At 66.6% G+C, this 18249-nt stretch carries 16 protein-coding genes and 1 pseudogene; 8 read left to right on the forward strand and 9 right to left on the reverse strand.

Translation table 11 applies throughout. From position 1 onward, the window contains the following. Positions 1–3: 3 nt before the first annotated feature. The gene (locus tag CEX87_RS09540; protein ID WP_064399482.1) at positions 4–270 is read right to left on the reverse strand and encodes a DUF4235 domain-containing protein; all 267 of its coding nucleotides are present in this window, start codon (positions 268–270) and stop codon (positions 4–6) included. A 65-nt stretch (positions 271–335) separates the two neighbouring features. Between CEX87_RS09540 and CEX87_RS09545 the strand changes: the two are divergent. Then, a pseudogene (locus CEX87_RS09545) lies at positions 336–1203 on the forward strand (TIGR03619 family F420-dependent LLM class oxidoreductase). 86 nt (positions 1204–1289) lie between these two features. Then, complete coding sequence (locus CEX87_RS09550; protein WP_233151324.1) at positions 1290–1991, forward strand: sulfate transporter; 702 nt, start codon at positions 1290–1292, stop codon at positions 1989–1991. Here the strand turns inward: CEX87_RS09550 and CEX87_RS09555 are convergent. Beyond that, positions 1941–2807: a helix-turn-helix transcriptional regulator gene (locus CEX87_RS09555; protein WP_233151325.1), complete on the reverse strand. Its 867-nt coding sequence runs from the start codon at positions 2805–2807 to the stop codon at positions 1941–1943. The two genes, CEX87_RS09550 and CEX87_RS09555, sit on opposite strands and share 51 nt — an antisense overlap. A gap of 445 nt (positions 2808–3252) precedes the next feature. Between CEX87_RS09555 and CEX87_RS09560 the strand changes: the two genes are divergently transcribed. Beyond that, positions 3253–4257 carry a hypothetical protein gene (locus CEX87_RS09560; protein WP_094286876.1) on the forward strand — a complete coding sequence of 335 codons (1005 nt, stop codon included), beginning with the start codon at positions 3253–3255 and terminating at the stop codon, positions 4255–4257. Positions 4258–4315: 58 nt separating this feature from the next. After that, positions 4316–4927, forward strand: a complete 612-nt coding sequence (locus CEX87_RS09565) for an FHA domain-containing protein (RefSeq protein WP_066807837.1) — start codon at positions 4316–4318, stop codon at positions 4925–4927. Here CEX87_RS09565 and CEX87_RS09570 read toward each other — a convergent pair. Beyond that, positions 4920–7919 (reverse strand): serine/threonine-protein kinase, encoded by a 3000-nt coding sequence (locus CEX87_RS09570; protein WP_094286987.1) that lies wholly within the window; start codon positions 7917–7919, stop codon positions 4920–4922. The two genes, CEX87_RS09565 and CEX87_RS09570, sit on opposite strands and share 8 nt — an antisense overlap. Before the next feature lie 197 nt (positions 7920–8116). Here CEX87_RS09570 and CEX87_RS09575 point away from each other — a divergent pair, with 197 nt between their 5' ends. After that, the gene (locus CEX87_RS09575; protein WP_066807835.1) at positions 8117–8764 is read left to right on the forward strand and encodes a VOC family protein; all 648 of its coding nucleotides are present in this window, start codon (positions 8117–8119) and stop codon (positions 8762–8764) included. Positions 8765–8799: 35 nt separating this feature from the next. Further along, positions 8800–9258 carry a ribonuclease HI gene (gene rnhA / locus CEX87_RS09580; protein WP_066807833.1) on the forward strand — a complete coding sequence of 153 codons (459 nt, stop codon included), beginning with the start codon at positions 8800–8802 and terminating at the stop codon, positions 9256–9258. Here rnhA and CEX87_RS09585 read toward each other — a convergent pair. Continuing rightward, positions 9245–11521, reverse strand: coding sequence for an ATP-dependent DNA ligase (locus CEX87_RS09585; RefSeq protein WP_094286878.1), 2277 nt, complete (start codon positions 11519–11521; stop codon positions 9245–9247). The genes rnhA and CEX87_RS09585 overlap by 14 nt on opposite strands. A gap of 34 nt (positions 11522–11555) precedes the next feature. Here CEX87_RS09585 and CEX87_RS09590 point away from each other — a divergent pair, with 34 nt between their 5' ends. Together CEX87_RS09590 and CEX87_RS09595 are read left to right on the forward strand one after the other, a co-directional pair. Beyond that, complete coding sequence (locus tag CEX87_RS09590; RefSeq protein ID WP_198957191.1) at positions 11556–11783, forward strand: hypothetical protein; 228 nt, start codon at positions 11556–11558, stop codon at positions 11781–11783. A 138-nt stretch (positions 11784–11921) separates the two neighbouring features. Then, the gene (locus CEX87_RS09595) at positions 11922–12788 is read left to right on the forward strand and encodes a hypothetical protein (protein WP_094286880.1); all 867 of its coding nucleotides are present in this window, start codon (positions 11922–11924) and stop codon (positions 12786–12788) included. Positions 12789–12838: 50 nt separating this feature from the next. Here the strand turns inward: CEX87_RS09595 and CEX87_RS09600 are convergent, their stop codons facing one another. The 5 genes from CEX87_RS09600 to CEX87_RS09620 are packed head-to-tail and all read right to left on the reverse strand — an operon-like array spanning position 12839 to position 18183. Further along, entirely contained in the window at positions 12839–13918 is a 1080-nt protein-coding gene (locus CEX87_RS09600) for an ABC transporter ATP-binding protein (RefSeq protein WP_094286882.1), read from the reverse strand. Between the two features lie 37 nt (positions 13919–13955). Beyond that, a complete protein-coding gene (locus tag CEX87_RS09605; RefSeq protein ID WP_094286884.1) occupies positions 13956–14825 on the reverse strand; it encodes a carbohydrate ABC transporter permease in 870 nt (289 codons plus the stop codon). Position 14826: 1 nt separating this feature from the next. Further along, complete coding sequence (locus tag CEX87_RS09610; RefSeq protein WP_094286886.1) at positions 14827–15801, reverse strand: carbohydrate ABC transporter permease; 975 nt, start codon at positions 15799–15801, stop codon at positions 14827–14829. Continuing rightward, complete coding sequence (locus CEX87_RS09615; protein WP_094286888.1) at positions 15801–17153, reverse strand: ABC transporter substrate-binding protein; 1353 nt, start codon at positions 17151–17153, stop codon at positions 15801–15803. Before CEX87_RS09615 ends, CEX87_RS09610 begins: the two co-directional genes overlap by 1 nt. Before the next feature lie 25 nt (positions 17154–17178). Continuing rightward, on the reverse strand, positions 17179–18183 hold the full coding sequence (locus CEX87_RS09620; RefSeq protein WP_269845534.1) for a sugar-binding transcriptional regulator: 1005 nt from the start codon (positions 18181–18183) through the stop codon (positions 17179–17181). Positions 18184–18249 lie beyond the last annotated feature (66 nt).

Consider the following 18249-nt stretch of genomic DNA (forward strand, 5'->3'; position numbering starts at 1 on the left):
TTGCTACTCGGGGTTCTCGTTGGTCAGCGCCTGGAAGCTCTTCGCCTGGCCGCGCGCCAGCGCCGCGCGCACCACGCCCACGAGCAGGCCCTGTATCGCGGCGGCGATGAAGACCTCTCGCGTCGAGCGGCTGAGGTCCTCCGGATCCGGCTCTTCGTCGTCCGGGTGCATCCGTTGCCAGATCTCGGTGAAGATCTTGCCGGCGATCAGACCGCCCGCGACGGCGCTCATCATCGACAGGGGTTTGTACATAGCTTTGGCCGCACTCACGGCGTCCAGATTCCCGATGCGCCAATACCTAAACCAAGAACTAGAACACGTTCTAGTATTTCCGAGTGCGGTTCACCTATGCCGAAGCGATGACCGATCCGACGTACTACATCCCACTGGCGCAGGCCGCGGAGGCGGCGGGCTATCACGCGATGACGATCGCCGACAGCGTCGCCTATCCGTTCGAGTCCGACTCCAGATACCCCTACACCCCCGGACGGCAGCCGCGAATTCCTCGACGGCAAGTCGTTCATCGAGGCGTTCGTGCTCGCAGGCGCGCTGAGCGCGGTCACCAGCACGCTGCGGTTCAACTTCTTCGTCCTCAAGCTCCCGATCCGGCCGCCGGCGCTGGTCGCCAAACAGGCCGGGTCGCTGGCGGCGCTGTTCGGGAACCGTCTCGGCCTGGGGGTCGGCACCAGCCCATGGCCCGAGGATTACGAGCTGATGGACGTGCCGTTCGCCAGGCGCGGCAAGCGCATGGACGAGTGCATCGAGATCATCAGGGGCCTGACCACCGGCGAGTACTTCGAGTTCCACGGCGAGTTCTACGACATCCCCAAAACGAAGATGACACCGGCGCCCACCGAACCGATCCCGATTCTCATCGGCGGGCACGCCGACGCAGCGCTCAAGCGGGCCGCGCGCAACGACGGCTGGATGCACGGCGGTGGCGACGCCGAGGAGCTGGACCGACTCCTCAAGCAGCTCAGGCAGTTTCGCGAAGACGAAGGCCGTACCGGGCCGTTCGAGATTCACGTGATCTCCGCCGACGCGTACACGCCCGACGGCATCAAACGACTCGAAGACAAAGGCGTCACCGACGTCATCGTCGGGTTCCGGATGCCCTACATCACCGGACCCGACGCGGAATCGCTCGACACCAAGATCCGTCACCTGGAGAAGTTCGCCGAGAAGGTCATCGCCAAGCTCTGACCGATTTGCGCACCGTTGAAGCGGGTAGACGACTCGCAATGCAGGGCGTCGAAGTGTCAACAGCTCCTTACGGTTCGGCAGTCGTCTTGAGCCCTCGCGGCGTGCTGGACGGCAGCACGTATCGCTCGCTGCGCGATCAGATCATCCAGACAGCGCTCGACGAACCGCAGGCAGTCTTGGTCGACATCGCCGGTATCGACGTTCCAGCCGCTTCGGCCTGGGCGGTGTTCAGCAGCGCCCGACGGCACGTCGACCGGTGGCCCGGCGTGCCCGTGGTGCTGCTGTGTGGGGATACTTCGACGCGCGCTGCCATCGATGACGCCGGCGTCACCCGCCACGTACCGGTCTTCGCCTGCGCTGGGTCCGCCATCGACCGACTCAATGCGACCAGCACGCCTCGGCTCCGCAGGCGGGCACGCGCCGAACTGCCCGCCGCACTACCCAGCCTTCAGCGAGCCAGGGAACTGAGTGCAGAGTGGCTGACGACCTGGGCCCGCACGGAGATGGTCTCGACAGTGAAGGTCGTGGTCACGACGTTGGTCGAAAACGTCCTGCAGCACACCGACAGCGCTCCCGGTCTGCGGGTGGAGTGCAGCGGTCACTCGGTGGCGGTCGCCGTCAACGACACAAGCCGCGCTCCCGCCCTGCTCAGGGAAGCGGCCACAGCCAAGGGACGACCGTCGGGGTTGCGGATCGTCGCGGCGCTCTGTCGCAGCTGGGGGAACGCGCCGACGACGTCAGGCAAGACGGTGTGGGCGGTGATCGGACCGGAGAACGTGACGCCGTGAACTGCTGCTGCTCAGCGTGATGTGCGGGCTCTGCCCGTACGTTTGTCGGTACAGCACCGCGAACCGACCCGTGTGCGCGAACCCCCACCTGGCCGCAATCTCGGTGACGGTGGCCCCTTGCGGTCCTGCTAGTAGTTCCCGGTGCGCGTAGTTCAACCGAGCCCTACGCAGATACCGAAGGGGTGTGGTGGCGAGGTGGCGCCTGAACATGTACTGCACCGCCCGGGGTGTGACGTGGACGGCTTCGGCGATATCGGCCAGGCCGATGTCCCTCTGCACATTCGCGTCGATGAACTCGATAGCACGACGAAGCAGAACCGGCTGGTGATCTGTGTGGTCGTGTGAGCACGAGCGAGGCACCCGCGCCGAGTTCGGAAACGTCGACAGCGTCACCGCGGCCAGCAGGCGCGTGGCGTGGCCGAGGATTAACGGTGTCGCCAGCGCGTCATCGGCGAGCACGTTTTCTTTCACGTACACGACCGTGTTCTTCCACAGCCGCGCTGCGGCGGCGCCGACCGGGGTCAAACGGAAGAAGCGGATCGGCCCCTCGACCTCACCGAAAGACATGCCGTTGGCTACGCCGACTACGAGCGAAGGATTCAACACGACCGCGGTCGCCCGCAGATCGTCGGAGCGTGCCACAAAGGGCAGATAAGGCTGCGACAGCAGCGCGACGTCATCCTCCGCGGCGCGGCACTCGAAGCCCTCACAGGCGCTGCTCACCCGCCCACCGGTTGGCCAGACGGCGACGACCTCGTTCGGTGCGTCGGCCCGGGCCTCCAGATGTCCAGCGACATATAGGTCGTCGATCGTCAATGGACCGACGGAGACGCGCGCGTGGCTTATCAGGACACCTTTGGACGAAGACCAAGATTGGTTAGATAGCTGTAGGCAGGCGCCGTAGGCGTCGCCAAGATACTGGTTCGCGGTTGCGGGATCGGTGATTTCGGTATGTGACCGTATGAGTGTGGGCGTGCCGGCGGCATCGGTTGTCGTCATTTTCAAGATCACCTTCAACGGGTGATGCAGTGAAGGGCTTGTGGCTGTACCCCCGGAACCTTCGACCCTACTCCTCTTTTCGTTTCTCGGATTCTGCGGACGAAAAGCGCAACCCCTTCGGTGCGGCTGCGAGTTCTGTCGCCTTACTCGGCGGATAGGAAAACCTTCCCCACTCGGCAATGAACTCTGGCGCTCTGGCGATTCCGGACATCAGGGACTCCCCGCGACGATGAAACCCGTCCCTTTTGAGCCAAGGAGCCCCATGACCGCGACAGCACCGACCGCAACCATCCGCCCTGATGAAACGGTGCGGCTGGGCCCCGGCGTTCTGCCGGTGCGGCCCCGGCCCGTACCCGTCGCTCGCCCCGAGGCCAAGACGACCCGGTTGCGTCCTGTCGCTGCGCCGACGAAGCCGCTGCCTAAGGCCGTCAGCGCCTTCGACGGCAAGACGGTCCGGCTGCGTGCCCTGGAACTGCCGGTCGTCGGCAAGGTCACCAACACCGTACGGGAGCGCTACTTGAACTTGAGCGCGGTCAAGAAGGCGCCGACCAAGTGGGACATCGCGCGGCTCTCGCTGGTGATGCTGCTGGCCTCGATGCCGATCCTGGGCATCTCGGTCGACGTGTTCGGCCTGGTTCCCCAGAACGTCACGTCGGTGGTGGTGATCGCGCTGTGCGCGGTGCTGGGCGCGCTCATCGCGTTCGCCCCGCACCGGATCGACATGATCGTGGGTCGCGGGCTGATCGCCGGCATGGTGGCCTGCATCGTCTACGACGCAGCCCGGCTGTTCGCGGTGCACGTGCTGGGGTTGATGGGCGACTTCATTCCCGTGATGGGATCTTTCGTCACCGGTGAGCCGGACACCGCGGGCAGCGCGGCCGTCGGTTACGTGTGGCGCTACATCGGCGACGGCGGCGGCCTGGGCGTGGCCTTCTTCGTCGTCGCGTTCGCGTTGGGCATCGACCGGTGGAGGAACGTCCACGCGGTGCTGGCATCGGTCGCCTTCGCGGTGTTCCCGACGTGGGCGGGGCTGATGGCGACGGTCGCGCTGGCTCCGCGCGGCGAGGAAATGATGTTCCCGCTGAGCGTCGCGACGGTGACGATCACTCTGGTCGGACACCTGATCTTCGGGCTGGTGCTGGGGCTGGCCTTCCTGAAGGCGCCACGCGGGCGGGACCGCAGCGAATGGCCCTGGCCGCCGCTGTTCGAGTCGGCCCAGGCCAAGCGGGTCATCCGCGCCTACAAGAGGTTCACCCACCGGCCGTGAGCGTTCGTCGACCAGGGACCTCCTGTCTGGGCCAGAATTGCCTGGATAGGAGGTCACCATGTCGTCCCACCTGGAAATCTCGAGACCCTCGGGGCGGGAGCTGGTGCCGCTGAGCGGTCAGCGGGTGACGCTCGGTAAGGCCTCCACCAACGCGGTGTCACTTGAGCACGACGAGACCGTCTCACGGTTGCACGCCGTTCTGGAGAACCTCGGATTCGCCTGGTCCATAAGGGATCTCGGAAGCCGCAACGGCACCTACCTGAACGGCGAGCGGATCAGCGCCGAACGCGTGCTGCGGTCCGGTGACGAGGTGCGTCTTGGCAAGTCGCGGTTGGTCTTCTGGGAGGTGAAAGACAGCGGGGACGGCAAGCTCGATGAGGAGACGGTGACCGCCCAGGCCGTCGAACCGCCGCCCCGGTTAACCCGCCGCGAACTCGATGTCCTCGTGGTGTTGTGCAGGCCCCTGGTTTCCGACGACCCGTTCCCCGAACCCGCATCGGTGCGCCGGATGGCGGGCGAGCTGTTCGTCACCGAGGCCGCGGTCAAACAGCATCTGCAGAACCTCTACGACAAGTTCGCCATCCCCGCCGAAGGCGATCGCCGGGTCCGGCTTGCCAACGAGGCGCTGCGGCGCGGCGCCGTCACGCTCGCACAACTGCGCGCTACGTGAAGTCGAGGGCCTCCACGGTGGCGACAGGTCCTTCGTGGGTCGGCCGGTCGGCGCCGCCGATGCAGTACACCGTCGAACCGACGGCGGCCACCACCTGGCCGTGCACCGGAGTCCCGATGGGCGCCGCCGTCGTCCACGTCCCGTTGGCGATGTCGTACATCTCGACCGTCGCCAGCACGCGCGTCGGCTCCTCTCCGCCCACCGCGACGATCCGGCCGTCGATGTAGGCGGCGCCGAAGCTTCCGCGGGCAGTCGGCATGTCCGTCAGCTTCTCCCACTCTCCCGACGACGGATCGAACCGCTCGAAGGCGGCGGTGTTCTCATCAGCGCTCAGTGACCGCCCTCCCACGGCGTAGACATAGCGGTCGTCGGACACCGCGGCCAGATGCTCACGCGCGGTGGGCATGTCGGCGGCCTGAGTCCAGGATTCACCGTCGAACACTTCCGTCGGTACGACGAGCTGTTTGTCGCTCTGCCCGCCGACGACCACCAGCTTGTCGCCGACGACGGCCGCCGCCGCGCCGGCACGGCCGTGCTGCAGAGCGGGGAGTTCGGTCCACTTGCCGTTGCGCAGTGCGAACACCTTGTCCGACGGCTCCCCGATGTTGTCGGTGGCGCCTCCGAGGACGACGACCTCCCCCTTGTAGGTGGCGGCTGTCGCGTGGTGCAGCCCGATCGGCAGCGACGGCGCGGGCTGCCAATCCTCCGTCTGCGCGTCGAAAGTCTCGACGGTGTCGAGGGTCTCGCCCTCACGGATACCGCCTGCAATCCAGATCTTGTCGTCGAGCACCGTCCACGCCATCATCAACCGCGCCGTCGGAGCGTCCGGAAGCGCCCGCCACTGCGCTGCCGGCTGCGGTTGGCGTGCAGGAAGTTTCAGCGACTCCGCCGACGAGGTGATCTTGCCGTCGCCGGCGCCCGTCGAGCCGCCGATCGCGTACACGCGACTGCCCACCGCGGCCACCGCCATACCGTGACGCGCGGTGCCCATGTCGGGCAGACCGGACCACGTCGTCGTCGACAGATCGAACGCGAGCACACTCTTGAGCGCTTGGCCTCCGGACATGCCGCCCACCACGACCAACCGGTCGTCGGTGGCAGCGATGCCGAAATCGCTTCGCGCTTCGGGGAGTTCGGGCAGGGCAGTCCAGGTGTCGGCGACGGAGTCGTACGCTTCGACGGCCGCCACGTCCGCGCTTCCCGTGGTGCCGCCGATCGCGTACACCAGTTTGTCGTCGGACGCCGCGCTCAGCATCTGACGCGGGGTCCGGATGGGTGCGCCGAGCTTCCAGGAGGTGCCGTCGAAGACCTCCGTGGTGTTCAGCAGCTTGCCCGCGGCGTCCACTCCGCCCGTGACGACGATCCGGTCACCGACCACGGCGGCGGCCGCGGCGGCCCGCGGTTGTAGCAGCGTCGGCAGTTCCGTCCAGCGACTGTTGACGAGGCGCCACACCCGATCGGTCGCGATCTTCGCGTCGGCCCCTTCCGTGCGCCATCCGCCGAGCACGACCGGGTTCTCCCGCCATGTCACCGCCATCGCGCGCTGCACGGGGACGGGCAGGTCCTCGCCACTTTTCCAGCTGTCGATTGCGGGGTCGTAGCCCTCGTGCCTGCCGCTAACGCGGCCATCGGCGCCGAGGCCGCCGAAGACCCAGATGGTGCCGTCGGCCTGGGTGGCGGCCACCGCGTCGCGGGCGGCGCGCGCGTCGGCGATCGGCCGCCAGGCCGGTTGTGCCTCGGCGACCTGCGGTGCGGGAGCAGCGGTTTGGTCGCCACCGGAGTCGCGCGTCCAGACGATCACGAAGACTCCGCTGACCACCAGCAGCAGTACCCCCACGATCGCGCCCGAGACGATCAGGACCCGTTTACGGTTCCACCGTCTCGGCGAAGAGGCCTCCGCTGACTCGGGCCGCACACCCGGCGACGGCTGCCAGGGCAGGCTCGTCTGACTGATGGACGCGGTGTGGGCGAACATCCCCGGCTCGGGCACGGGCCCGGCGGGTTCGCCGGACCGGGCGGGCCGCCGCGGCGGGGGCAGCGGCTCGGGTTGCGCGGATACGGACGGCTCGACGAGCTCGGAGATCGGCACCGCCTGCGTGCCTTCCGGCTGCTCCGGTGGGGCGCTCGGCTCGCCGAGCGCCATCACGTCGGCCGTCAACCCGTTGTTCCGCTGCGCCAACTGCAGTTCATGACCGAAGTCCGCAGCAGAGGCGTAGCGGTCGGCGGGCTCGCGGGCCATCGCCTTCTCCACCACGGCACACACATCGGCGGGGATGCCCTGGGGACGCAGATCCGGTATGGGCGTCGAGGTGATGCGCAGGTAGTGCGCGATGAGATCCTCGTCGTTCTTGCGCTCGTGCGGCGGCGTGCCCGCGATCAGCGCGTAGATCGAGGCGCCAAGCGAGTACACGTCGGCCTCGACGGTCGGTGGGTTGCCCTCGAGAACCTCTGGGGCGGTGTAAGACAGGGTGCCGGTGAAGAAGCCGGTGACCGTCTTGTACCCGCCGGCGATGCGGGCGGTCCCGAAGTCGCTCAGCTGTGGTTCGCCGTAATCGTTGAAGAGCACGTTGGCGGGTTTGATGTCGCGGTGCAGGGTTCCGGTCCGGTGCGCGGTTTCCAGTGCGCCACAGAGCTTCACGCCGATGCGCAGGGCCTCGGGCCATGCGATGCGGCCCTCGCGCCGCAACCGCTCCGCAAGCGATCCCTCGCGGTGGTACGGCATCACGATGAACGGCCGGTTGCTCTCGGTCACGCCGACCTGCAGGATGTTCACGATGTTCGGGTGCCCGGAGAGGGCACCCATGGCGTAGCCCTCGCGCAGGAACCGTTCCCGGTCGTCGTCGTCGAGATCGGACGCGAGCACCTTGATCGCGACGCTCCGCGCCAGCGACTGTTGATAACAGCGGTAGACGACGCCGCCGCCACCCCGGCCGATCTCGACGGCGTCGGTGAATCCGGCCGCCGCCAATTCAGTCGCTATTCCACCGGCCATGTGCCACCGCCCTCCGGTGAACTGCGGATCGTTCACTCTCAACGTACCGAGCAAGCGCGCGTCGGACGCGCGATTCCACGGTTCCGAAGGACGTCCATACTGCGGGGTACGGCGCGGCAAACACCCCTTGGATTGCGGTGGGTGGGCTTCGTCGCGCGGCGTCGCTCCGCGGCCGGGGCGAAGGCCATACTCGAGCGGTGACATCAGCCGCCGTCAGGATCGACGAGATCGAGGTTGCCGATCCGGCGGACGCATGGAGTCGGGCCGGTTTCACGATCAACGACGACGCGATCTGCCGGGTCGGCGGCGTCCGCATCCGGCTTGTCGGCCCCGAGCGCGGGCGCGGCATCGTCGGGTGGTCGTTGTGCGGCCTGCCGCCGGACGCCGTGCTCTCCGACGTCGACGGCATTCCGACGTCGAGGTCCAGCGCCGCTCGTGCCACGCCCGCTGAGCACCCGAACGGCGTCACCGCGATCGACCACGTCGTGCTGCTCTCACCCGATCTGGATCGGACCGTTCAGGCGCTCACCGCGATCGGTGTGGCCCCGCGACGGGAACGCGATGGTGAACTGGGCGGCCGGTCGATCCGCCAGATCTTCTTCCGGTTCGGCGAGGTGATCGTCGAGGTCGTCGGCTCACCGGGCACCACAAGCGAAGCGCCGTCGACGCTATGGGGGATCACCTACGTCGTCGCCGACATCGACGCGACTTCGGCGTTCTTCGGGGAGCGCACGGGGCCGGTCAAGGACGCGGTACAGCCTGGGCGCCGGATCACGACGCTCCGGCATCAGGCGTTGGGGATGTCGGTCCGGACGGCGTTGATCTCGCCGTCCGCGCGTCGCTGAGTCGACGTCTCGGGCTCGACGCTTATCCTCGTCGGGTGAGCCAGGACCCAGTCGTCATACACACCGACGGCGGCTGCAGGCCCAATCCGGGTCCCGGCGGTTGGGGCGCGGTACTGCGTCAGCGTTCGCACGTGCGGGAGATGTGCGGTGGCGACGCGCAGACGAGCAACAACCGGATGGAGCTCACCGCGCCGATCATGGCGTTGGAGGCGTTGACGCGGCCCGTCGTGGTGCACCTGTACACCGACAGCACCTATGTCCGTAACGGCATCACCAAGTGGGTGCTCGGCTGGGAACGCAACGGCTGGCTGACCGCCGCGAAGCAGCCGGTGAAGAACGTCGACCTCTGGACGAGGCTGCAATTGGCTTGCGCGCCACATCAAGTCGAGTGGTTCTGGGTGAAGGGCCATTCAGGGGTCGCCGACAACGAGTTGGCCGACCAGTTGGCGACGCGGGGAATGCAGGAAGCGCTGCGCGCACCTACTCCCAGGTGACCTCGTCGGGCTCCTTGTCGGGTCGTAACCCACGCCAACTCGGTTGACGCAGACGGTTATCCGAGGTGCGTTCGCTGTAGCGGACCTCGCCGACGAGTTCGGGCCGCACGAACGTCACACCCTTGGCGTCCTGGCGCGGAAGCCGTTCGTTGAACGGGCTCTCGTCGGTCTCCAGCGGTTTGAGGGTCTTCTTGAGTTCAGCGAGCGCTTTGTCCGTGAAACCGGTTCCGACGCGACCCACGAACTGCAGACCCCCGTCGGCCGGAATCCCGAGCATCAGCGAGCCGATCCCGCTCGAACGTCCGCCCTCCCCCTCTCGCCAGCCGGCGATCACCACTTCCTGTGTGTTCCAGACCTTGTCCTTGATCCATGCCTTCGACCGCCGCCCCGGCTGGTAAGTCGAGTCGCGTTTCTTGGCGACCACGCCCTCCCACCGCTTCTTGCGGGCGTACTCCATCGCCTCGGGGCCGTCGCCGGGCAACGGATCCGGGACGATCAGGCCGCCGCCCTCGGCGAGCGCCTCGAGTATCTTGCGACGGTCGGAGTACTTGGCGCGCAACAGGGAACGGCCGTCGAGGTGCAGGATGTCGAACGCCCAGAACTCCACGCGGGTCGACCGGGCACGGTTCTGCATCTCGGAGAAGCTCGGCACGCCGGACTCGTCGAGCGCGACGGCCTCACCGTCGATGATGACGTGGTGATCGGCGAGATCGGCTGCCACCGCCTCGAATTGGGGAAACTCGGCGGTGACGTCTCGGCCACGCCGGGAGCGCACCGTGAGCCTGCCGCGATCCGCGTCGATGATCACGCGGTAGCCGTCCCACTTACCCTCGAACGCCCACTGGTTCGCCTTGAGCTTGGCGACCGAGCCTTCCGTTGACAGCATCGGCGCGAGATCACCTGCTTGCGGGCGCTTCTGGTCCTTCATGCGGTGCGCGAGCCAGTTCTTGCCGTCGGTCTGGATCAGCGCATAGCGGCCGTCGACCTTCTTGCCGCGCAGGTTGATGATGACCTCGCCGCCCTCCGCGGCGCTGTCGGGTGGTACGTCGTTGAACTTCTCGGCCTCATAAGTGCCGGTGTCCCAGATGATCATCTTGCCGCCGCCGTACTCGCCCTTGGGGATCTCGCCGTGGAAGGTGAGGTACTCCAACGGGTGGTCCTCGGTGTGCACGGCGAGGTGGTTGACCGACGGGGTGTCGGGCAGGTTCTTCGGCACCGCCCAGCTGACCAGCACGCCGTCGCGTTCGAGCCTCAAGTCGTAGTGCAGCCGTCGGGCGTGGTGTTCCTGGATGACGAACTTGTCGTTGTTCCCCGTCTTCGGCGGCTTGTTCGGCACCGGCTCAGGGGTTTTCGACGCGTCGCGCATGCTGCGGTAGGTGGTCAGGCGATCCGGTACCGGTACCGCCTCGTCGAGCGGTGCGAGCAGGTCGCCCATCTCCTGCACCCGGTCGAGCACCTCATCGAAGTTGAGGTGCCGCAACTTCGGATCCTCGATCTCGTCCCAGGTGCGTGGTGCGGCGACCGTCGGATGTTCGCGTCCGCGAAGCGAATACGGCGCGATCGTGGTCTTGGCGCCGTTGTTCTGGCTCCAGTCGACGAAGACCTTGCCGGTGCGCACGCTCTTGGTCATGGTCGCGGTCACGCGTTTGGGCATCGTCTTCTCGAGCTGTTGTGCGACCCGCCGCGCGAGAACCGATGCACCCTGCGAGCTGATCGGTTCCTCGAGCGGGACGTACAGGTGCACCCCCTTGCTACCGCTGGTGAGCGGGAAGGTGGTCAACCCGATGTCGGTGATGAGGTCGCGCACCTCGTGAGCGACCTCGCAGAGCTGGCGAAAGTACACCCCCTCGCCGGGGTCGAGGTCGAACACGATGCGGGTCGCGGGGCCGGGCGTCGGTGGCCCGTCGTCCTTGCTTACGAACCGCCACTGCGGGACGTGCACTTCGAGCGCGGCCTGCTGCGCGATCCAGGCCAGACCCTCGGCCGTGTCGATCAGCGGATAGGTCGTCGTCCCCGAGCGATGCGTGACCGACGCGCGGTCCAACCAGTCCGGCGCCGACGAGGCGAGTTGCTTCTCGAAGAACGACGGCTCCTCGACACCGTTGGGCCAGCGCTTGCGGGTCACGGCGCGGCCCGCGATATGCGGGATCATCGCCTCGGCGATGCCGACGTAATAGTCGAACACCTCCGCTTTGGTGGTGCCCGTCGCCGGGTACAGCACCTTGTCCGGGTTGGTCAGCTTCACCCGGCCGAATCGATCCACAGTGTGAACGTATACCCGCTGCTACGTTGGATCCGTGGCGAGAATCTTCGCGGCGGTGCTGGTCGCGGTGGCTGCCCTGCTAGCGGCACCGCACGCCGCGGCAGATCCGCAGGATCTCGTCCCGCACTGCTCGGGTGACCAGACGCCGATGGACGACAACTGCCGCCCGCCGGCCCACCAGGAGTTCACCCACTCGCCCAGCGGCCTCGACCCGAATCTGCCCAGCGGCCTTGACCCAGGGAACGCGGCGGTCGTCGACTAGCGGCTAGCCCCGAATGCCACGGCTGCTAACGCCGCCGATTTCTGCGCCAGGGCTGCGATTTCGCGTTATCCACAGCCCTGCCGCAGAAATGGACGACGGGGTACGCGTTCTGTCGGCCGTCCCGTCCACGATCCGGACATGTGGCAACCGTTTCTGGGCAGCGAGGCGATCAGCGATGGCCGACTCACGCGAGGGCAACTGCGCTGGAACCACTCCGCCGTCCTGCCGCGGGTCTACCGCCCAAACGACGCTGAACGCAATATCCACTCCAATGCCGTCGCTGCGTGGCTGTGGACCGGTCGCAGAGGCGTGATCGCGGGGCGGGCCGCGGCTGCGTTCCACGGCGCAAAGTGGGTGGATGCGTCGACCCCGATCGAGGTGATCACCGCCCACACCCGCCCGCGCGAAGGCGTCATCGTCCACGAAGAACGGTTGGCACCCGATGAGTTCACCTACTTCGGGGAGATTCCCGTGACGACCCCCGCTCGGACCGCGTGGGATCTGGCTCGCCACCTTCCGCGCGACACCGCCGTCGCGCATCTGGACGCCCTGGCCGTCGCCACGGGGGTGTGCGCCGATGATGCGTTGGCGCTGAGCGATCGATACCGGGGCGCACGCGGAGTTCGTCGTGCCCGGACGGCGCTCCGCTTGATGGATGCAGGCGCGCAATCGCCCGAAGAAACCCGCCTTCGTCTTTTGCTCATCGACGCCGGATTGCCCACCCCGCGGACGCAGATCAGGCTCAGCGACGGCTACCAGGAGGCGTTTCTCGACATGGGGTACGACGATCCGATGGTCGGCCTGGACTACGACGGAGTTCACCACAGCGAGAACCGACGGCAATACGTGTATGACGTGGGTCGTGCCGCGTTCGTCGATCGCCAAGGCTGGATCGACATCCATGTGCTCAAGGAACACAGCCGGCGATACATCTTGCATCGCGTCTTCGACGCGTTCACCCGCCGTGGTTGGACCCCGCCGAAATCTGCAAGAGGGTCGCGGTGAGGCGAAAATCGCAACCCTGGTGCAGAATTCGGCGGCGCTGAAAGCCCCAGTCAGTCGATGCGTTCGCCGGTCTCCGGGTGGAACAGGTGCACGGACCCTTCCGGATGCCTGCGCAACCGCACCGTCTCGGCGAGTTTGGGCGCCGTGCGCGGATTGCAGCGCGCGACCAGCTCGACTCCCGAACCCGCGTGCGTGTAGAGGTAGGCCTCGCTGCCGAGGTCCTCGACCAGGTCGACGACGACTTCCACCCCGCCGGAGTCGGTGAGCTCCAGTTGTTCGGGCCGGATGCCGAGCGTGACCTCCGACAGGCCCGCGTCGCTCAACTTCGAAAGTCGCTCGCGCTCGAGAGGCAGCGTCGTGTCGCCGATGCGGACACCGTCGGGCGCGATCGGCAGCGTCACCAGATTCATGGCGGGTGAGCCGATGAAACCGGCCACGAACGCATTGGCCGGCCTGTCGTAGAGCTCGTTCGGGGCGGCGAACTGCTGCAGCTTGCCGAACCGCAGGACCGCGACCCTGTCCCCCATCGTCATCGCCTCGATCTGGTCGTGGGTGACGTAGACCGTCGTGGTACCGAGCCGTCGCTGCAGCGCGGCGATCTGGGTGCGGGTCTGCACGCGCAGCTTCGCGTCGAGGTTCGACAGCGGCTCGTCCATGCAGAACACCTGCGGCTCGCGCACGATGGCGCGGCCCATCGCGACGCGCTGCCGCTGTCCACCGGACAGCTTGGCGGGCTTGCGGTCGAGGAACTCCGTGAGGTCCAGGATCTTGGCCGCCTCTGCGACCTTCCTGCGCCGCTCGTCGCGCGAGACTCCACGCAGTTTCAGCGCGAAACCCATGTTCTCGGCGACGGTCTTGTTCGGGTACAGCGCGTAGTTCTGGAACACCATCGCGATGTCGCGGTCCTTGGACGGCACACCGGTCATGTCCCTGCCGCCGATCTCGATCGTGCCTTCATCGATGTCCTCCAGTCCGGCCAGCATGCGCAGGGCGGTGCTCTTGCCCGATCCGGACGGCCCGACCAGCACAACGAATTCGCCGTCGGAGATGTCGAGGTCGAGCGAATCGACCGCGAGCTTGTCCGAGCCTTCGTAGACGCAGGAGGCGTTGCGGTAAGTGATTGTTGCCATTGGTATCTCCGTGTCTCTCGTGATCGGGCCGGACGGATTACTTGATCGCGCCGAACGACAGTCCGCGCACCAGCTTGTTCTGGGCGATCCACCCGCACAGGATCACCGGCAGGGCGGCCATGGTCGCGGCCGCCGACAACACGGCCCAGTACTGACCCTCACCGGCGATGAAGCCGACGAGGTACACGGGCATGGTCTGGGCGTTCACCGCGGTCAGGTTCACCGCGAAGAAGAACTCGTTCCAGGCGAAGATCACGCAGATCAACGCCGTCGCAGCGATACCCGGCGACACCAGGGGCAGGATCACCTCGCGCACCGACCGCCACAGGCTGGCGCCGTCCAGGCTGGCCGCCTCCAGCAGTTCGCCGGGCACCTCGAGGAAGAACGACCGCATCATCCACACCGCGATCGGCAGGTTCATCGCCGTGTAGAGCACGATCAACGCCCAGATGTTGTCCAACAGCCCGATGTTGGACACGATCACATACAGCGGCAGGATCACCGCGACGACGGGCAGCATCTTGGTGCTCATGAAGAAGAACAGCGCATCCTGGGTCTTGCGGACCGGTCGCAGCGACAACGCGAATGCGGCGGGGACCCCAAGCACGAGCACGAGCAGCGTCGAAATCCCGGTTGCGAACAGCGAATTCAGCATCGCGGGCCCGATGCCCTGGTCGAAGACGGCAGAATACTGATCGAGCGTCGGGGAGAAGAACAGCTTCGGCGGGCTGGTGGCGGCGTCGGCCTCCTGCTTGAACGACGTCAACACCATCCAGAAGACCGGGAAGAAGAACCCGATCCCGACGAGCCACGCCACCAGCCCCCACGGACTGAACGTGCGGGACTTCTTCTTTTTCTTCGCGACGGGTTGCGGTGTGGCTGCGGTTTTCTCGACCGTGGTAGTCATGTCAGGCCACCTCTTCCTTCCCGGTGAACGACTTGAAGATCAACCGCAGCGCGAAGCTGGCGATGACGATCGTGAAGACGACCACCACCACTCCCATGGCCGCCGCCTGGCCGATGTCGAAGCCGAGGAACGCGCGCTGATAGATGTAGAACGGCAGGTTCGCGCTTGCGATCCCCGGTCCGCCCTGCGTCATCATGTAGATGGCATCGAACGTGTTGACCAGGAAGATCGCCCCGAGGACGACTCCCAACTCGATGAATCGCCGAAGGTGCGGCAGCGTCAACTCCCGGAAAAGCTGAAAGGCGTTCGCACCGTCGACTCGGCCGGCCTCCAGAATGTCGCGCGGCATCGACTGGAGACCGGCGAGGATCAGCAGCATCATGAACGGCGTCCACTGCCAGATCAGCATCACCATCACCATCGCCAGCGGAAACTGCCCGATCCAGTCCATCCGCTCGATCCCGACCAGCGACAGCAACCAGTTCAGGATGCCGTTGTTCGGGTCGAGGATCGTCGTCTTCCAGATCAGCGCGGCCGCAACGGGTGTGACGAGGAACGGCGTGATCAGCAACGTCCGCACGATCCCGCGGCCCAGGAACGCCCGGTCGAGCAGCAAGGCCAGGAGCAGACCGAAGAACGCGGAGATCAGCACCACCCCGACGATCAGCACCACGGTGTTGAGCGCGACGGTCCAGAACTGACTGTCCTTGGCCACCGTGACGTAGTTCTGCAATCCGATGAACTCACGTGATCCCGGGCGAACCAGGTTCCACGACAGCGTCGAGTAGTAGAGGGTGAACAGGAACGGAACCTGCGTCACGATGATCATGAAGATCAGCGCCGGCAACAGCGGACCCCGCCTACGCCAGGCTTCGGCCCGGCTCACCCCGGTTTCCTTCGCCTCCCGGATCCTGCGAACCCGTTCTGCCACCGCCGTTTCGCTGGCGCCGGCCGTGGTATCGGCGGTTACGGTCATCACTTCTCCTGATATGTCTTGCCGACGACCTCGGCGTACTGCTGCGCTTGGTCGAGCGCCTCGTTGACCGTCTTCTGACCGGCGATCGCGGCGCTGATCTGTTGGCTGACCCTGGTGCCCAGGTCCTGGAACTCAGGTATCGCCACGAACTGGATTCCGGTGTACGGAACCGGTTGCACGGTGGGCTTGTTCGGGTTGGCGTTCTGGATCGAACGCAACGTCAGCGGCCCGTAGGACCGCGAGATCTTCTCGTACTCCGGCAGTTCGGTGTAGGTGGATGTTCGGCTGCCCGGTGGGACCCTCGCCCAGCCGAGCTTCTCCCCCACCAGCTTCATGTAGTCCTTGCTCGTCATCCATGAGATGAACTTCCATGCGCCGTCGGGGTTCTTCGCCGACTTCGGGATCCCCAGCGCCCAGGTGTAGAGCCACCCGGAGTTCGGCTTCTCGGCGATGGGCGCGGGCAGATATCCGATCTTGCCGACCAGTTCCGGGTATTCCTGCGGATCTTCGAGGACCGACACCGCCGACGTGGCGTCATACCACATGGCGGTCTGGCCCTGGCCGAACAGGTTCGCGCACTCCTGGAAACCGGTGGAGGCGGCGCCCAGTTCTCCGGAGCGCTTGACCAGGTCGACGTAGAAGTTGACCGCCTTGCGCACCTCGGAGCTGTTGAGCTGTGCGTTCCACTGCTCGTCGAACCACCGCCCGCCGAACGTGTTGATCACGGTGTTCAGGGGCGCGAGCACCTCACCCCATCCCGGCTTTCCGCGAAGGCAGATTCCCGCGCGGTCACCGGATTTCAGGGTGTCGGCCCACTGCGCGACCTCCTGCCAGGTCGGCTGGTAGTCCGGTGACTGGTCGACCTCGATCCCGGCCTGTTCGAACAGGTCCTTGCGGTACATCAGAAACGACGACTCGCCGTAGAACGGGACGGCGTACATGTCGCCTTCGTACGACAGCGACTCGCGCAGCGACGAGATGAAGTCCTCCTCGTCGTACCCCGGTGTCTGCGAGGCGTATTCGGAGAGGTTCTGCAGCCAGCCGTCCTTCGCCCACTGCGGGGTCTCGAAGTTACTGATCATCACGACGTCGAACTCGCTTCCGCCCATCGCGGTCGACATGGTGATCTTGGCGCGGGCCTGGTTCTCCGAGAGCGTGACGAACTTCAGCTTCGTGCCGGGGTTGGCCGCCTCGAACTCCGACGACAGATCCCTGGCGTCGGTCATCTGCGAGTTCGACACCATGGCGATGGTGACCTGGTTGTCCGAGGCGCCCAAGCTGCCCGCTCCCGAACACCCGGAGGCCAGCACGACCCCGGACGCCGCGGCCACCGCCGCGAACCGCTTCATCATTGTCGGTCTCACCTGCGTCGTCTCCTCACTGCGCCAACAACCAACGCGCACAATCGATGTCACACACCAATAGCCGGGCCAGCCTCCCCCGCAGGACGGCCAGAGTGGCGTCGTATTTCGCGGCGCCGCTGGAGATCAGCAGCGTCTTCTCGCAGTTGCGGATGTCCTCGAGCGGCACCGACACCGCGCGCTGCTGGAGTTCGGTGTCGACGGGGACGCCGGCCGCGTCGAAGAACCGGCCGCCGATCTCACCCACCGCGCCGAGCGACTCCAACTCGTCGAGCATGCGGGTGTCGAGAAAGCTGCCCTCGAACAGGGTGGTCGACGTCGATACGGCGCCGACACCGAAGAGCATCATGTCCGCGTGCCGTCCCGCCTCCAACGTGCGGGAGATCACCGAATCGCTGCGCATCGACGCCACCGTCGACGGGTCGGCATACAGGGGTGCGGGCAGTCGTAACGTGCTCGCGCGCAACGTTTCCCCGCAGCGGCTCAAGATAAACTCGGTACCGGTCTGATAGGCCGCGGTCGACATGGCGCCGTCGAGTTGCACCACCGCGCGGCAGCTCGCCACCCCGGGAACCAACGCGTTGGCCACCGCGACCTGCTCAGGCCCCCAGGTGAACCCGAGGACGTCGCCGGGCGTGAGACGCCGCATCAGCAGCGCCGCCGCGGCCCGGCCAACGCTGGCGTATGCGACGGGCCGTCCGGTTGCGCCGATGTCGACGCCGTGGCCGGCGACCACCACCTCCGTCAGCCCGTAGCGCCGCTCGAGTTCTCGCTCATCCTCGGCGTGCAGGTCCTCACTCAGCCCGGCGGGCACGGCGATCTCGATGCGCACCAGTCCCCGGGCCTTTGCGCGGGCGATCAGTCGACCCGCAGTCGGGCGCGAGACACCCAGGCGGGCGGCGATCTCGGCCTGGGTCAATCCGTCGAGGTAGTACATCGTCGCCGCGCGCAGGGCCAGGCGGACGTCCTGCGTCGGCACCGCAGCCCCGGCGAGGTCACCGGTCGACGCTGGTGCGGTCACCGCCCTGCCCTCCTCGGACTGTGAGCATCTGCTCAGGGGTGCGATTAGATGCTCATCACGTTAACA

Origin of the sequence: Mycobacterium lehmannii, from assembly GCF_002245535.1 — a bacterium.
In the GTDB taxonomy this organism is placed as follows: Bacteria; Actinomycetota; Actinomycetes; order Mycobacteriales; family Mycobacteriaceae; genus Mycobacterium; species Mycobacterium lehmannii.

What these genes read in the sequence shown, in the direction of transcription:
- CEX87_RS09560 (WP_094286876.1), top strand. Translation starts at nt 3,253, where the DNA reads ATGACCGCGACAGCACCGACCGCAACCATCCGCCCTGATGAAACGGTG.
- CEX87_RS09565 (WP_066807837.1), top strand. Translation starts at nt 4,316, where the DNA reads ATGTCGTCCCACCTGGAAATCTCGAGACCCTCGGGGCGGGAGCTGGTG.
- CEX87_RS09570 (WP_094286987.1), bottom strand. Translation starts at nt 7,919, where the DNA reads ATGGCCGGTGGAATAGCGACTGAATTGGCGGCGGCCGGATTCACCGAC.
- CEX87_RS09595 (WP_094286880.1), top strand. Translation starts at nt 11,922, where the DNA reads ATGTGGCAACCGTTTCTGGGCAGCGAGGCGATCAGCGATGGCCGACTC.
- CEX87_RS09600 (WP_094286882.1), bottom strand. Translation starts at nt 13,918, where the DNA reads ATGGCAACAATCACTTACCGCAACGCCTCCTGCGTCTACGAAGGCTCG.
- CEX87_RS09605 (WP_094286884.1), bottom strand. Translation starts at nt 14,825, where the DNA reads ATGACTACCACGGTCGAGAAAACCGCAGCCACACCGCAACCCGTCGCG.
- CEX87_RS09610 (WP_094286886.1), bottom strand. Translation starts at nt 15,801, where the DNA reads ATGACCGTAACCGCCGATACCACGGCCGGCGCCAGCGAAACGGCGGTG.
- CEX87_RS09615 (WP_094286888.1), bottom strand. Translation starts at nt 17,153, where the DNA reads ATGATGAAGCGGTTCGCGGCGGTGGCCGCGGCGTCCGGGGTCGTGCTG.